Origin of the sequence: Novipirellula methanifontis, assembly GCF_052161655.1 — a bacterium.
Classification (GTDB): domain Bacteria; phylum Planctomycetota; class Planctomycetia; order Pirellulales; family Pirellulaceae; genus Novipirellula.
The window spans coordinates 2,655,035-2,670,667 of sequence record NZ_CP197418.1; the positions used below are offsets into that span (position 1 = coordinate 2,655,035).

Annotated in this window: 9 protein-coding genes; 3 read left to right on the top strand and 6 right to left on the bottom strand. The window is 53.6% G+C overall.

All coding sequences use genetic code 11. The features are described 5' to 3' along the window. Positions 1–248: 248 nt before the first annotated feature. From SH528x_RS09285 to SH528x_RS09300, 4 genes are all read right to left on the bottom strand, one after another. On the bottom strand, positions 249–2,771 hold the full coding sequence (locus SH528x_RS09285) for a tetratricopeptide repeat protein (RefSeq protein WP_442510246.1): 2,523 nt from the start codon (positions 2,769–2,771) through the stop codon (positions 249–251). Between the two features lie 228 nt (positions 2,772–2,999). Beyond that, positions 3,000–5,219 carry a site-2 protease family protein gene (locus SH528x_RS09290; RefSeq protein WP_442510247.1) on the bottom strand — a complete coding sequence of 740 codons (2,220 nt, stop codon included), beginning with the start codon at positions 5,217–5,219 and terminating at the stop codon, positions 3,000–3,002. After that, positions 5,216–6,307, bottom strand: a complete 1,092-nt coding sequence (locus tag SH528x_RS09295; protein ID WP_442510248.1) for an HlyD family secretion protein — start codon at positions 6,305–6,307, stop codon at positions 5,216–5,218. The genes SH528x_RS09290 and SH528x_RS09295 overlap by 4 nt, the downstream gene beginning before the upstream one ends. Positions 6,308–6,355: 48 nt before the next feature. Next, the gene (locus SH528x_RS09300; RefSeq protein ID WP_442510249.1) at positions 6,356–8,281 is read right to left on the bottom strand and encodes a hypothetical protein; all 1,926 of its coding nucleotides are present in this window, start codon (positions 8,279–8,281) and stop codon (positions 6,356–6,358) included. Positions 8,282–8,508: 227 nt separating this feature from the next. On the opposite strand from SH528x_RS09300, the gene SH528x_RS09305 reads away from it, so the two are divergent. Further along, on the top strand, positions 8,509–10,449 hold the full coding sequence (locus tag SH528x_RS09305; protein WP_442510250.1) for a TolC family protein: 1,941 nt from the start codon (positions 8,509–8,511) through the stop codon (positions 10,447–10,449). A 276-nt stretch (positions 10,450–10,725) separates the two neighbouring features. Beyond that, a complete protein-coding gene (locus SH528x_RS09310) occupies positions 10,726–11,901 on the top strand; it encodes a hypothetical protein (RefSeq protein WP_442510251.1) in 1,176 nt (391 codons plus the stop codon). Here SH528x_RS09310 and SH528x_RS09315 read toward each other — a convergent pair. Next, positions 11,898–13,094 carry a glycosyl transferase gene (locus SH528x_RS09315; RefSeq protein ID WP_442510252.1) on the bottom strand — a complete coding sequence of 399 codons (1,197 nt, stop codon included), beginning with the start codon at positions 13,092–13,094 and terminating at the stop codon, positions 11,898–11,900. The two genes, SH528x_RS09310 and SH528x_RS09315, sit on opposite strands and share 4 nt — an antisense overlap. Positions 13,095–13,412: 318 nt before the next feature. Here SH528x_RS09315 and SH528x_RS09320 point away from each other — a divergent pair, with 318 nt between their 5' ends. Beyond that, positions 13,413–14,735 carry a BBP7 family outer membrane beta-barrel protein gene (locus SH528x_RS09320; RefSeq protein ID WP_442510253.1) on the top strand — a complete coding sequence of 441 codons (1,323 nt, stop codon included), beginning with the start codon at positions 13,413–13,415 and terminating at the stop codon, positions 14,733–14,735. 394 nt (positions 14,736–15,129) lie between these two features. On the opposite strand, the gene SH528x_RS09325 is transcribed toward SH528x_RS09320, so the two are convergent. Continuing rightward, complete coding sequence (locus tag SH528x_RS09325; RefSeq protein WP_442510254.1) at positions 15,130–15,549, bottom strand: hypothetical protein; 420 nt, start codon at positions 15,547–15,549, stop codon at positions 15,130–15,132. Positions 15,550–15,633 lie beyond the last annotated feature (84 nt).

The following is a 15,633-nucleotide window of genomic DNA, read 5'->3' on the forward strand; positions in this document are numbered from 1 at the left end:
GCGCTAGCGGGCTGTTGATTTAGTGAGCCGTGACGCGTGAGCGGCCGGGTTCCACACGCTACCCGGTGCCTTACGGCCCACGGCTCACGACTACGATTTGCATTTCGATTAAATCAACAGCCCGCTAGCCGCGGGCCCCTCAATATTGTAGGAAACTTGCCTGCGGCTAGCGCCGTCGGCTCAGATCATTATGTGGAATGACTCATATTGACCTGCCTATCACTTCGGGATCAACAACCGTCGTCGATTCACTGCGGATCCGACGCGATTTCCAACAGCAATCGATGGGCGTCACGGTAACGCGGCGCATCCTCGAGTGCTGTCAACACGTGCCGTTTGGCAAACTTTGTTTCGCCGCTTTCAAACCAAGCACGAGCAAGTTGGAAATTCAGTGCGGCAGGGTCGATGGGATCCATTTGTAAAAGCGCCTTTAACGGTCGAATTTCCTTTTCGGGCTTCTTCAGTTTTTCTGCGGCCACCGCCATGTGCTGATATCCAAATGGCTGTAGCGGCTGAATCGCCAGCGTCTCTTCGCTGTATTTCAAAACGTTTTGCCAGTTATCGTGTTGCGTCGCGATCTCGATTAAACGCCGGTACGAGGGCAAAGCATCGCTGGAAAGTGCTAAAACTTGCTCGCGCGTCTCACGCTCGCGTTTTTCCTGGCCCATTCGCTGGTAAACGTCGGCCAATAATTCGAGCGGACCTCCCCGCTCCGGTGTCACCGCTCCGAGTTCGACAATTTTCTCTAGCACAGGCAATGCCTTTTCGTCCTGTTTGACCGCTATCCATGCTTCGGCAAGCCCCCGCAGCCCCCAATAGTTCGTGGGGTGATCTTCCACCCATTTGGCTAGCTCAACCGTCGTTGCATCGGCGGGCAATTCTTCCCGCGACCAATCCGCATCGGGTGCAAACGCCTCCGCTCTCTCACGTGCGTACGCAGCAAATTCGACATCAAGCCGATCGCTCGAACCCACCGATCTTGCCAATGCATCGTTGATCGGCAACCCGTCGCCTAAGGAAACAAGGACCGTTTTTAGCGATTCAATACCGTGCTTTTCAATTAGGAATTCAATGACGAGCGAGGACTCGTAGTAGGCGAACTGTAGGTGCAAAGCCGACGGGGGACTCAAGAACGCCGCACTCAGCTTGCTGACGGGCGTTAACGACTCACTCAGGATCATCTCGCGATATCGAGGTGTCATCGATTCACCCCAAGCTGGATTTCGCATCCGTTCTTCGTATACCGAAATGCCTTCGCTGAGCCAACGAGGCATTCGGTTCTTGGTTTTCTCGAGTGTCACGACATGACAAAATTCGTGCCACAACACGCTCTTCCAATTGTACGGTCGCTCACCCTGACTGGCCGGACTGTTCGCGGTGATCACACGACCAAAGCAAACGCCCAAATAACCAGCACCGCCAGGCAACCCAAACGTACGAATGGCAAAATCTTTCTGCTCGGGAAAGATCTCGACCATGATCGGTGCATCGGGTTGAACATCATACTTTTCACACAGTGTCGCTCGCGCCTCGGTTAACAACTCAAGCACCGCGTCGCCATACATGTTCGCTTCCTTGGGATCCATCCGAACGTGAATATCGCCCGATTCTAAAACGCTGAAGCCTTTGATCCGGTCATGAAGCGTCAGCAAATTGTGGGCGACGACGTTGTAAGGATCGTTGTCCGCGACCGATTTGGCTAACGTCCAACCTTTGTCATCGTTGCCTAAACGAAGCAGATCTTGAGCAAGTTGGAAATTGGCAACGTGATAGTCGGGATCGAACTCGAGGGCACGACGTTGGTACGCGGCACCCTCTGCGAACCGGTATTTCTGCGACAATTTGCTGCCGATCAAAAAATCGACACGCGGATTTTTGTTCCAAGTACTGAGTGCTTTGCTACGCATTTCCTGTTCACGCTCGGTGTCGCCTTCGAGATGCGCCATCACGCTCTGCAAAGCCCAAGCGTCCGGTTCCGACGGATTGATTTTCAACACCGCTGCGATCGAGGCTTTTGCGTCGTCGTACAGTTCACGATCCAGGGCCAATTCGGCCTGCATTAACAACGACGGAACGTGGTTTGGATTCAGTTCGAGTGCTCGTTGGAGCGCCTTGATGGTGACCTTGGTATCGGACGATTCGAACGCACGGGCTTTCAAATAGCTGGTACGTGGATCGGTGTCGTCGATCCGCTCGGCCTCGGCAAGTGTTTCCGCCGCCACCTTGTAATCGCCTTTCTCTAACGCGAGCTCGGCTGTCGCGATATAAGCATCGAGAAAATCGGGATTGGAATCACGAACGCGATCGTAAAACATTTCCAGCACTTGGCGGGCATCCTCGCCCTCTTCGACGAAATAGCGCCCCGCCGCAATCAGGTTGTCACGACTGGCGTAGCGAAGCGGCGAACTTTGCAAGAGTTGAAAAAATCGCGTTCGCTCTTCTTCCGCTCTTTCGGAAAGATTGTTGAAGCGAATCGCTTCAAGCCCCAACATCCTAAGTGTCATGCTGGTGGGATACCGCCGAATTGCGGCTTCGTACGTTTGCAATGCCTCGGCGTATTTCCCTTGTTCCAATTGGCACTGGATCAACAGTCGGGGCCACCGCTCGTTCCAGATTCCGCTTTCGACTTGCGCTGATGCAACCGCATCGGCTTCCGCATATTTGCCAGTCCGAAATTGTTCTTGGGCAGAATCCAAATCGTTAGCGACCGCAGGCACCGCCCACGAAACGGCGCACAACAACACCGCGATTTTGAAATGGAGGGCAGACAAAGGCGAGGCTCCTAGGCAAGTTGGGATCGAGAAGCTGCCTATGATTCTAGCGTGTTCCCAAGCCGCTGTCTGTTTTCGGCTGTCTCGTTTCGGAAAGCGGCGATTTATCCGTTAGGATGGCAACCCACATAGACTACGGGACCTTTGCCAGCCATCTGGGGAGGGTGCAAATCGGCACGAACCCAACCAGTTGGTGGAAAGGTAGCTCCACTCCACTCGAGTGAATTTTCAGAATGCGTCACTTACTGTGGTCACATATCGTCCCCACAACGAGATCCAAGCCACATTGATCTTGGCGTAGCCAGTGGACCGCATCGCCAATGCCTGATCGCTCGACTGCAACCGAATTCGCACTTGGTAATACGCATCCGCAGGACCGTTTCGGCGGCCAGATGGCATTACCAGTCGCTTGCTCGCCAATTCCTCAGGAATCCCGTCGACTGACGACGATGCAACTTCGACCACTTGCCCTTTCAATGCACCTCGCGATACGTGAGGCAACGTCAATGAAACCGATTGTCCCTCACTGACGTAACGCAGATCCTGCTGGCGAACCAAGGCAATCGCATCGAACCGCCCCGCTTCCCCCAACATGCCAAGCTGTGTTCCTGCTTCGATCCAGGCTCCACCATTCCGCATTGCTAGCGCGGAGGTGTCCCAAGTCCTAAGCTCGCGAGTATTGCGAACGTTTTGCACACGATGAGCGGCCGAAAAAAGGACTCCCGATGCAGGAGCCCCGATCTCCAGACGCGATTTCTCCGCGTCGAGCAACTTCAACTGACGCAAACTCGCGTCGATCGACTTGGACACAACCGGAATTCGATCCAAAATCTGTCGCGTTGCAGGTCGCACACTTTGTAAACTTGCCAGCTCCGTTTGCAAAGCATTCAGCCTCGTTTGCTCTTCTGCAATCGACAACATCAGTTCAGGGTTAGTCAACGTCGCGATCACGTCACCACGATGGACCGACGTCCCGTCCGGCACACCGTCAATGATTCGCCCCGATGATGCTGCGACAATCGGTTGAGACTCCGTGATTCGAATCGTCATCGGCGCTTTGATTTGGTGCGGAAATGGCATCCACAACGCGATGGCGATTACCAATCCAAGAACTGCCCCGATCGCAAGCGGACGTCGTAGCAATGCGTATCGATTTCGTCGTCGTGATGGCGGCGGAGTAAGAATCACTCGCAACCATCTACCGAAAGCGACCATCGCGATCGACAGCAACGATATCGCAACGATGGGGCCCAGGTTCACTTGTTCCGCTTTGTGATAAACCCACATTCCCAACGCCGTATACACGAACACGCGGTATAACAGACTGGCGACCCAATACAACCGCAGTCGTGATGGCGACGTGTTGCACCCGAGTCGATTAGTGGTATCAAACCGTTTGTCGGACAGACTGTCATTCCATATCAATCGTCGCAACCAAGTTTGCATCGACACCGATGCTTGTGAGGCAAGATTGGGAATGCCGCTCCAATCCGAGAGAATGTAGTAGCCGTCGTAGCGAAGTAGCGGATTGCCGTTAAACACCACCGTGCTGACGGAACTGACGAACATGATCGTGACACATATGTCACGGAGCATTGAGTCGGCAAACAGCAACCACACCAACATTGCGACCGCAGCGACGAACAATTCCGCGACCATGCCAGCACTCGACACCATGATTCGCTTCCAACGTTCCTTCAGCAACCATGCGTCGGAAACATCGCAATACAATACCGGCATGCCGAACAACAACATCACTCCGATTTGTCGACATTGGGCTCCGAACCATTTGCATGCCACCGCATGGGCAAGTTCATGCAGCACCTTCGTCAACGCAATCACGACGATCAACAACACGCCCCAATCCGCAACCGGTTCGCGTGTCACCGCATCGAGATGCTTGGCTATTTGATCAAAGTAAAAAAGTGCAAACACCGCCATAACGATGGTGAATAACACTGCAGCGAGCTGCACCGGCAACGTCAAAATGGATCGTAACCACGGCATCACGCGGTCAAACGCCCGATCGACCGAAACGCCCGGCAAACGAATCGCCAACGGTTGATGCCACCAATGACGCGACGGCCTTGACCGCAGCGTTGCCGCATCCTCAGACGCACTGTTCGTAACATCCGAAGTGAAATCGCGATCACGACCGATGGATTCGCTCCCTAACACCAAACCGCTGTGCAGTGCTTCAGCGAAAAACTCGACCACCGACTCGGGCGAAACATATTCCGGTGCAAACAGCGTTTTGCATCGCTGAGTGATCTCGGCCAAAGAACGCGTGCCATCGGCAAGTTGCAGCAGACTGCGTTCTCGCTCACTGAGATGAAAGTACTCATTGGCAAACGGATCTTTGGCGATCCAAACCACGTTGGCTCCCATTTCGGAGCGTTGCCACTTCAAATCAGGCCGCACTCGCAAATGATTCCCAAACGAAGTCATTCCGCCACCATTTGCAGCGTCATTCGCATCCCGGGAAGTACGTCGTCGTCGGGGTTTGCGAACTCTACCGTAAAACGGACTTGTTGATTCACAGGATCGATTTCGGGGCTGACAAAGACGACATCGCCGGTTCGCTCAATCACATCTCCGTCCGAATCGTGCAAGAAAAGCGTGGGCGAATCGACCGTCAACAACCGCGTCCTGAGCTTGGCATCGACGTAGCCTTCAGCACGAAGCCGACGCAGTCCTACCAATCGCACGACCGGGTCACCGGCCCGAACCCAATCGCCCCTGCGACGCATCACATCGACCACGGTCGCGTCAAACGGAGCGACGACACTGTGTTGAGCCACAAGGAATTCGGCAAGTTCGCTTTGATTCTGCTGCAATTGCTGCTCAAGCATTTCGATTTGGTGCTGCTGTACCGATTGAGAAACTTGAATTTCGGATTCATCCACCGCGATCTTTTGAACGACGGCAGCCTGCTGTTCAGAATCAACATTGAGCTTGTCAATTTGACGTTCAAAGCTGGCTTGTTCCGTTTCAAGTTTTGCTCGTTCGTAAGCGAGACTTAATCCGTCGATCTCCGATCGCGAAACACTGTCGACATAACGTTTGCGTGCGTCGACAGCTCGCGCCAATTCATTTTTCGCAACCGCCTCGGCCTTGGTCGCAGCCAACACCCGCAAATCATTGCTTGCCTTTTGTGTTGCGATCGTCACATCGACCGATTGTTGTTTGGCGAGTTGCTGTTGTCGCCGATGTGCCTTTTCAGCCAACGCAACCACGGAGGGATCGTCTGCTTTGGCGGTCGCGATTTCCAACTGAATTTTCGTGAGTCGCAGTTGAAGTTCCGCGCGGCGACGATCGAGTGTTGCAAGAACATCGCCACGCTTGACAGCCATTCCTTCATGAGCCAACAACGTGTCTATGGCACCGGTTTCCAACGCAGGCACCTGAACCTCGTCGACCACGACCACGATCAAGTCTTCGATCCGCAGTGGATCCGTTTCAGCGAATAACGGAGTTGCCAACATGGCAAACGTCATGACCGTTAGCCAATTGGGCAACGCGTGAAAAACATTCATAACCAGATACCTCAAACCCCATCGCAATGACATTTGCGAAAAACACGGCTAAATTGCCGACCGAAACCACTCGATCAAACCGCGAAACCAAACAAATCCGACGGCGCGACGCCCTGTCCATATTTCGACTCTCGCAATCGCCCCTGTTCGCGGCACATCCAATGCCGCGTCGTTTTGCTCCGAGGGTCGAACGATTCCCTTGATCACCCAATCTCCTTGAACGTTTAATTGAGTGACATTGTCTACCCGAGTAAGTGTCGCGTCATAAACCTCTTGTGGATTCGAGCGAAGTGAGAATCGACAGCGGCGACTTTCCTCTTGATTGAGTTGCAATAGGTAACCACCGTCCGAATCGACGGCCTCAATTTCAAGTTCCCAGCCTTCCTCGGGTGAATAGACTTCGGCGAGAAATTGGCCTCGGGCGATTGGACGCGATACCAAATTCTCTCGCATGTTCCAGTGATCGACCTTGCCCGCAATCGGGCTGCGCACGACTAGTTCTTGCTGCTGCGCCGTTACCAAATCGAGTTGTAGAAGCAGTCCTTCGAGCTTTGCCTTGAGCACTTGTTCGTTTGCCGAACTGTTTCGCTCGCGAAGTTCGCTCGGTGACGAACCACGACCTGCAACGATCGCTGCCAAACTGGTTTGCAACGCTGAAATCTCGCCTTCGATTTGTTGTTGCTTCGTATCCAAGTCGTGACTGCGAATCACCGCCAACGTTGCTCCCTCGGTGACAGGCGAACCGTTATCCACTGGCAATTCAATAACCACACCGTCGGCGGGGGCAAAAACGCTGCGGCGTTGCCTCGCTACCACTCGCCCTTCGGCGGGGATCCAAAAATCGACGTGGATCAGCGACATCAGCAGCGCAGCGACGGCGACAACCAGAGCGATCGCGGCCGCTTTTTTGCCGAATGGCACGGAACACCATTTTCGAATTAGCGTCCCAAGGCTGGCTTCGTCTTGCTCAATAGCTTGTGCCAACGCATCCGCAACCACTTCGCGAATGTCGGCAAAGGAACCTCGGCCCTCATCTGGGTCACTTGATGGCAGCGTGAATTGCTCGAACAAGATCACGACGGAATCATTGTGATGATCCAGCGAGAGGCATTCCATCGAAATGGCACGGCAACCCGATTCGACCATATACGCTTCGAGCGGCTCACTCAGCGAATCAGGCACCGAGCCGCCACGACCAACCACAAACTCCATTGATTGACCATGAACGGACACCTTGCCCGCAAGATCTTGCATCAATCGTACGAGTCGACTTCGCGAATCAATGCTGGCACTTGTCGAACACGAAATCAATCGATAAGCCGATCGACTCGGCGGTGATGCTGCGGCAGGATGTGTTCGATTACGACAATAGAGGATGCTAACTCGGTCGACACCTACATACTTCGCAACGATGCATCCCACATTGGCAAACGAATCGTTGATCCCGAGACCGTGGTGCAATTGACCGACAACGTGATCCCAATGCTTGCGCCGCTTCAGTTCGGTTTGCAAATATTCGTTTCGATCACGAATAAAAACCGACGTGGCCGATTCGAGCACTGCCTTGCTCATCTCGGCGATCGGTTGCTGGGTCGCCGAGTCCACCGACTCTGACCACCGCATATCGATGCCAACAACCGTATCGTTTGCCGTTTTTGCTGCGGTGACACAGATTTGCGTCTCGTCAGACCAGTGCGAAGTGGCAGCGAAATCAACTCGATCGATTGCGGATGACAACAGGGATGAACTGTCTTGATGAACGTCGATTCCGGATCTCGCCAACACGTGGCGGGCGTCATGCTTGGTATACCAGATGATGACACTTCTGGCTTTTGCTGTCTCCCGCATGCCTTCGGCGAGCGTTTGAAAACATTCCGACGCAGGTATCGGCGCGTGGGCCAACTCGTCGGCGCGGCGTACCAACGATTCCGCATCTTTCCACGTTTGTTCGACTCGACGCAGCGATTCCGACATGACGTAATGGTGTGGGAGATTAAAACAATGGATCCTGGATTGAACCAGGGCGTCTTCATTTTAACTACGCTTTTGCAGTTTCCCGCCGCCCGATTGCATGTTTCACGCGACTTATTGGGGCGTTCGGGCGAATCATCGAGGATTCATTCAACGTTGGCTTGGTGAATGTACGAATAAAGTCAATTGTACGGGTTGGTCCGATTGTGTGGGGAACCCACCTCCCTCGTATGGAACGAGAAACGGAATACGAAGTGCATCGACTTTCCAGACGCGCTACCGACATTCATCGCCCCAGACGCGGTGGCCCTTTGCGGCCCGTCGCCTTGGCAATGTTTGTATGCGTGTTGGGCATGGTCGCGGCCATCGGGTGCCAAACGCATCACAACTTCTCTCAGACAGTTGGAAACGACACTTCCTCAGTCGATGCAATCATGCAATTGGTGGACGCAGGCGCTCCTGCGATCACGTTCGCCGATACTTCCGAACCACCGATAACGGTTCGTTCCATCGAAGAGTTTTCCACACTGCAGTACCGTGACATGTCGTTACAGGAAACGATTCAAACGGCACTTCAGCACTCGCAAGTCATGCGTGATTTGGGAGCCACCGTCCTGCGTGCTCCGAACACGGTCACCACGGATCAAACCAAATCGCTCGCCGAACTCGATCCGCAATCCAGTATCGAATCGGCACTAGCCGCCTACGACGCTCAGTTCTATGCGTTAGGCAAATGGCAGAATAACGACCGGCGGTTCAACAACCGGTTTTTTGGCGGCGGAGCGAACGCGTTCAAACAAGACACACACGACTATGTATTACAGCTATCCAAACGGACCGCGACGGGAGCCGAGTTTGCCGTACGCAACGTGATCGATTACGACGCCAATAACGCGACCGGCAACCTGACCGACAGTGCATGGCAAAGTCAGATCCATGCCGAGATGCGGCAACCGTTAATGCAAGGCGGCGGGCTACAGTTCAATCGCATCGCAGGACCGGCGGCACAACCTGGCATCTATGCTGGTGTCCTGATCGCGAAAGTCAACAACGACATCACTTCGGCAAAATTTCGCCAAGGTACACGTGATTACATCAGCAATGTGATCAATGCTTATTGGGATCTGTATTTTGCCTACCGCGACCTCGATGCGAAACGCGAAGCACTCGAGCGGAGCCGGGAAACTTGGCAAAACTACGAAGCTCAGAAAACGAGCAATCGCAAGGCAGGTGCTAGCGAAGCGTTTGCACGCGAACAATACTTTCGTTTCCAAAGCGAAATGCAAGACGCGGTTGCAGGCAAGTTGAACCAACGAACTCAGGTCAACAATTCCACGTCGGGTGGTACGTTTGCAGGCCAAGGAGGCGTTTTGGCGTCGGAGCGACGGCTGAGACTGCTAATCGGTTTGCCGCTGAACGAGGCGGCGCTGATTCGCCCCAACGACGAACCACTGAATGCCCCGATGACATTCGACTGGGAATCGATTTCGATCGAAGCGATTCGCTTGCGAAGCGAACTGCAACAACAACGACTGCTGGTCAAACGACGAGAAATGGAAGCACTTGCGGCCAAGAATTTCCTGATGCCGACGCTTGATCTTGTCACGATCTACCGTGTGCGGGGATTGGATAAAGACCTGGCAGGTAACAATTCGGCATTCAAACAATTGGGATCGATGGATTTCCAAGAGTACGAAGCCAGCCTTGAATTGAAATTGCCTGTCGGATTTAGGCAAGGCTATTTGGCGGTCCGCCATGCCAAGTCACAACTGGCACGAGAGCACGCGTTGCTGGCGGAACAAGAACGGCAAATTTTGCATGACCTTGCCGCAGTGGTCGGCGAAAGTGACCGCGCGTTCACACAAATGGAAACCAATTTGAATCGCTATCTCGCGGCACGCGATGCACTACAAATCCTGGATGCCAACCGCGATGCGGGACTGCCCGTGAACCTCGAGCAATTGCTGGACGCACAGCGACGTGTCACCGAAGCTCAAACTCGATACTTTCTCTCGATGGTCGAGTACACTGTCGCCGCCAAAAATGTCCAGTTTGAAAAGGGGACGCTTTTGCAAACAGCCAATCTGTTTTTGGTCGACGAAACAACGTCCTCCACAATTTTGGCTGAGCCGCTGATCGAGTCCTACGACGGATCATTTGACGAGTCGTAGTCTTCGTCAGTGCAATCGCTCGTGGATTGTGGCTGATCGCTTTGTGATGCGAAGCAAATAATTGGCGTAGTGGATCTTGCTAAAGATCCCTGCACGATAGGATCTTTAACAAGATCCACTACTCCAGTCATTGATTTGACGCCCCGAGCGTTCAGCGACACTAATTTTTGCAGTCGCTGCCAAAATATCGGCACTGCTTGTGTATATTAGCTACGGTGGCAACCGTGCGTGGTCGCCAGCCCGCTCTCGCTGCCCACCTCTGAAAACCCCGCCATAATGAATTCACACTCAGCTCGTTTGTTATCGACTTTGCTGCTCGCCCTGTTTTCGTTCGTTCCGACTCATGCTGCGACGACAACGTGGGATGGAAAATACGACACCAGCCAAATCGAAGTCACGGTGGTTTACTTCGTCCCCTCGGACCGTCAATCGCTACCCGACTGGAAAGATCGAGTCGAATACTACGCCGGCCGTTTGGAACAATTTCACGCTCGTGAATTTGGTGACCAATCCAAACTGACCATGATCGTCCATCGGGAGCCATTTGTGTCAAAGGACGACACCGAAACACTTCGCGAAGGGGACGCAAACAAAATCTACTTCCGCACGTTAACCGAAGTCGATCAAACGCTGAAGTTTGCAACAGACAATCCCCAAGACCGCAAGGCATTCCCGATCTTACTCGTTTTGAGTGAGATTAATTGGCGACCGCTTGACGACTTCTATCGCTTGCACCCCGAAGATGGCAAATTGGTTTTCGAAGGCAATTTGAATCAAGGCCAACATTTCCCCGGTGCCGCCTCGGGCGGTGCCCGAGCGGCCTATCTTGCCAACCGCGGCGTCGGTTGGGGATTGGTCAGCGGCGATGGATGGCGTGTGCCGTATCGCGGCACCGACTGTGTTGTCTACCACGAAGGTTGTGGTCACACCGTTGGGTTGCCTCACCCCGAACCCGGCAATGGTTCGGTGATGAGCATGGGGCAATACAAAGGATGGATTAGCGAGTCGTGGCTCGACAAAGATCAGAAAAGTCGGATGGGATGGGAGCCGAAACGAGAAGACTCGCTCGAGAGCGAAGGCAAATCGCATTCGCTTGACGCAAAGTTATTCACGCACTTTCGAGCGATTCCCGAACCGATGGTTCCGCAACCGAATCAAGATGTCTCGCTAAAACTGAATTGGCCCGAAGATGCAAAAGTAAAAACGCTTCGCGTTCGGTACCAAACCGCGATCGAGGGTCCTTGGATTGGGGTACCCATCGTCGTGAATTCGGCTCAGCCCGAATCCGTGTCGCTAGGAAGTTTTGACCACGCGACCCCGATCAGCTATCGCGTGGACGTGGAATTGGAGTCCGGCGAAAGCGAAGAGATTTGGGGTTATTTGCAAGTCCGCTCGGATGCCAATCAAAACCCGCTTCCGAAAACCTTGCCCGTCGACCTTATCGAAGCCTAAACCGTATCACGTAGCCGTTCGGCAAAATCGGGAAGGGCTGCACGCACGCGGTTCCAGTTGGGAATCGCTTGCGCCCCATTGGGATCGCTGCGATATTCATCGCCTGCGGTGGTGACGCATTCGGCAAACGCCTCGATCGCCGCCTCCTCGCTGTGACGATCGTAATGCAAATCGTTCACGATAGCGTCCGCGGCGTATTGGCGAATACTGTCCTGTGCAATCCGAAGGTACGACGAACGCAGCGTGATAAAGGTCGAACGCCCCAGCACTACCCCTTGGCTTGCCAACGTGCGATAGATCGTCGTCAAGATATCGATCGCCATTTTGATCAATCCTGCGTTCTTGTTCTCAAGCGTCAACGTCTGATGTTTGTGTTCGTACAATCGACAGAGGTCGGTTTGGCAGACACGTTTGTGCGATGTGTTGCGAAACACCTCCGCCAACGTGCCCACTTCGAGTCCCCAGTCACTCGGAATGCGATTCATTCGAGCCAAGTTGCGAGTCAACGAAAACTCACCTGACAACGGGTAGCGAAAATCGGCCAAGAAACGCACGAACTGATTGTCAGCAAATGTTTGCAAAAGTGCTCGCACCAACGGCGAAACCAATAGCCGCACAACACGGCCATGCATCCGGTCGGTGACTCGCGCGTAGTAAGCTTTACAGAATTCGAAATCCAACGCGGGATGAACCATCGGCAAACACAACCGCGCTAACAAAAAGCGGTCGTAATCCACGATGTCACAATCGTGCAACACAAACGTGTCAATCGAAGGATCGGCAAGCAGATAACCAAACGCCGTCCAAACGCTGCGACCTTTTCCAGGCGTGTTAACGGGGATGCCGGCGTCCATCAATTCGCCGTAAAGGCTTTGCATCGCTTGGCCATCGGTCCAAATCACCTTTGCTCGGTCTCCCAGCGGAGCAATGCGGCGACGAGCCTCGTCGAAATCATCTTGGGAAGGCGCCACACCGAGGCTTACAGCAATCGTGTCGATGTAGTCCGCCGCGACAAGCTCGTTCACAATCCGGCCAAACGGCTCGGCACGCATGTCCGAAGCAGTAACTGGCAATACCAAACCTATCTTATTTTGCCGCGTCGCCTCTCGCAGACTGTCTTCGATCCGCTGGAGATTGCTGGTCTGCAAATCGTGAATCGTGGTGATCAGGTCGTGCTGAAAAAAATCCGGCATACGTCATCGCTCCATGTGTTTCGCCCACAAGCATCGTTGCTAGTGAACAGGTTTGCCCACAAATTTGTCCGCGAACATTCGATGATGCTTCGTCGTTCGCAACCAATGGGTCAAGAAAACATCTCGACGAATAGAGTAACGAGTTGCTGGCATTTGGATAAGTATCAGCTCTGCGGCGGCAGGGCATCACGAACGAATTGAAGCGGAAACAGGGTGATTCATCTTGACTTCCATGGCGAAAATTACGGACTGTCCGTCGAGACAGCCATCATTCTTTAGGGAATCTGGCTAAATTTCCGATAATAGGAGTTTGTCTCAGTGACCCCTCGGTTGTTGATTTTCGCGTTCATCTCGTTCATTTCGCTCGTCGTATCGGCTATCGGTACGTCGCAAGCCCAGGGTGTTTTCTCAGCCGGGCCTAACGTGATCGTTAACAATTCCGGCTCGTTTGATCCTTACTCGGCTCAGTCCTCCGGTGGAGTCGGCAATATCTTTAGTGGCGGCAATCTGCCCTCGTTGCCTTCCATCGGCGGTTTCGCACCCAATATGGGGCAACGAATCGCTGACCGGCTTTGGATCCGCGGCGAATATTTGTATTGGGATGCCTCGGGGATGGACACGCCTCCGTTAGTGACGACAAGTCCCGACGGCACTCCACAAAACCGTGCCGGAATTCTTGGTGAATCGGGAACCGCGGTGTTATTTGGTGGCGGCGAACTCAATGACGGCGGACACAGCGGTGTTCGCGCCAAAGCGGGATTCTGGATCACCCCACAAGGATCGTTCGCGATCGAAGGCGAATACTTTGGTTTGTTTGACGACGGCGACGGATTCTCCGCAGCCGGTAATGGCTCCCCCATTTTGGCGAGGCCCTTTTTTGATACGACCAACGACCGTGAAACCGCCCAGCTGGTCTCCTTCCCCGGAGTCGTTAACGGGACTCTCAACATTACCTCGGACACTGACCTGCAATCGGCGATGATCAACGTGCGGGCGGCGCTGATGCCATCGTTTGCCGGCTGTAACAACTGTGGCGAACCGGATCGGATCGATTGGATCATCGGCTATCGCAATCTTCAACTCGACGACCGTTTGTCGTTCTCCGAAACACTCTCGTCCCAAGTGGTCGGTGTGCCAGGCACGATTGGACTAAACGAACAATTCAGCACCGAAAACAGGTTCAATGGACTGCAACTTGGCGTAATTCACCAAGCCACGTTCGACCGTGCATGGTTGGAATCGACGATGCGAGTCGCCGTCGGTACGAACACACAGCGGGTCAACATCTCGGGCACCACCGCGATTACCGAAAACGGCGTCACCGAACGTTTTCCCGGCGGACTGCTCGCTCAAACCAGTAACATCGGTTCGTATCGTGACAAAGAGTTCACGATGATTCCTGAACTTGGATTGACGCTCGGCGTTCGCATTACCAGTTGGTTTCATGCAACAGTCGGATATTCGCTGCTTTATTTTCCCAACGTCGTCCGAGCGGGAGATCAAATTGATCGCAGTGTGAACCCGAACCTGATTCCTGAGCCCAACAATCCTGTCACCGGCTCGCTCCGCCCGCAATTCAGCTTCGTTGAAACGGATTACTGGGCGCAAGGCATCAGCTTCGGTGGCCAGTTTCAATTCTAAATCGATCCCGCTTTCTAAGCCGACCTGAGCTTGAAGACGAGGATCAGATGCGTGTTGTGCGTGATTGCACATATTAGTCGCATTCATTAGCCGAGCCGATTGGTCGAGCACTCGCGTGTATCGTTAAGACTACACGCGATCTAGCCTTCCATCTTCTGGTGTGTGCATCTGGCACTCCAAACCCCGAAGCGAAACGCTGGAAGCATTTCTGAGTCCTGTTTTGCCAGGTCAACACAACCCGAACGCGTAAGCGAGGGACCGGCGCTGGTTCAAGAGTCCCTCGCTTACGCATTCGGGTTATGAAAAATGCTTCACAGCGTTGCCCCGAAGCGGCTCGCCTTGAACATGGGATTGGGGTCAGGCTCGTACCTCGCTGACCCCAGACACTAAGAAGTTAGGCGCCGCCTGAAGCGGAGTTATCGTCGGGTTTCGATAGGATCAAAAATGTCGGGGCATCGTCAAGGTTTTCTAGAAAGACCACGAGATAGGATACGCCAATGCGTCCCGGATGATGGAACATCCTTTTTACACCGCCAGATTCCACCCAACCTTTCGCGGGCTTGCCCGAGTTGAATTGAAACGGCATTGCACCGGACCAGTCGTCGCCTGCTGTCCGGTACGGCCCCGGGAGATCCGGTTCGATTTCAACACTCCAACCGCGAAGATCGTACGCGTTAGCAAACCGATCCAAGTCCTTGAAGGGTCGGGCGGCGCGATGGAAGAAAAACATGCCTGCCGAGACAAGCACAGCAACGAACGCTGTGAAAACCAAGAGAGCGTGAATCGAGAATGGAATTTTCGGCTTGCGGTTCATTTACCTGGAGCGGCTAACGGGAAGTTTTTAAGACACCGTTCTGAACGAAGAGAACGACATTGAACTGAAAAACAAATTCTAACA

Coding starts and splice junctions, on each gene's coding strand:
- SH528x_RS09290 (WP_442510247.1), bottom strand. CDS start 5,219: ATGACTTCGTTTGGGAATCATTTGCGAGTGCGGCCTGATTTGAAGTGG.
- SH528x_RS09295 (WP_442510248.1), bottom strand. CDS start 6,307: ATGAATGTTTTTCACGCGTTGCCCAATTGGCTAACGGTCATGACGTTT.
- SH528x_RS09300 (WP_442510249.1), bottom strand. CDS start 8,281: ATGTCGGAATCGCTGCGTCGAGTCGAACAAACGTGGAAAGATGCGGAA.
- SH528x_RS09305 (WP_442510250.1), top strand. CDS start 8,509: ATGGAACGAGAAACGGAATACGAAGTGCATCGACTTTCCAGACGCGCT.
- SH528x_RS09310 (WP_442510251.1), top strand. CDS start 10,726: ATGAATTCACACTCAGCTCGTTTGTTATCGACTTTGCTGCTCGCCCTG.
- SH528x_RS09315 (WP_442510252.1), bottom strand. CDS start 13,094: ATGCCGGATTTTTTTCAGCACGACCTGATCACCACGATTCACGATTTG.
- SH528x_RS09325 (WP_442510254.1), bottom strand. CDS start 15,549: ATGAACCGCAAGCCGAAAATTCCATTCTCGATTCACGCTCTCTTGGTT.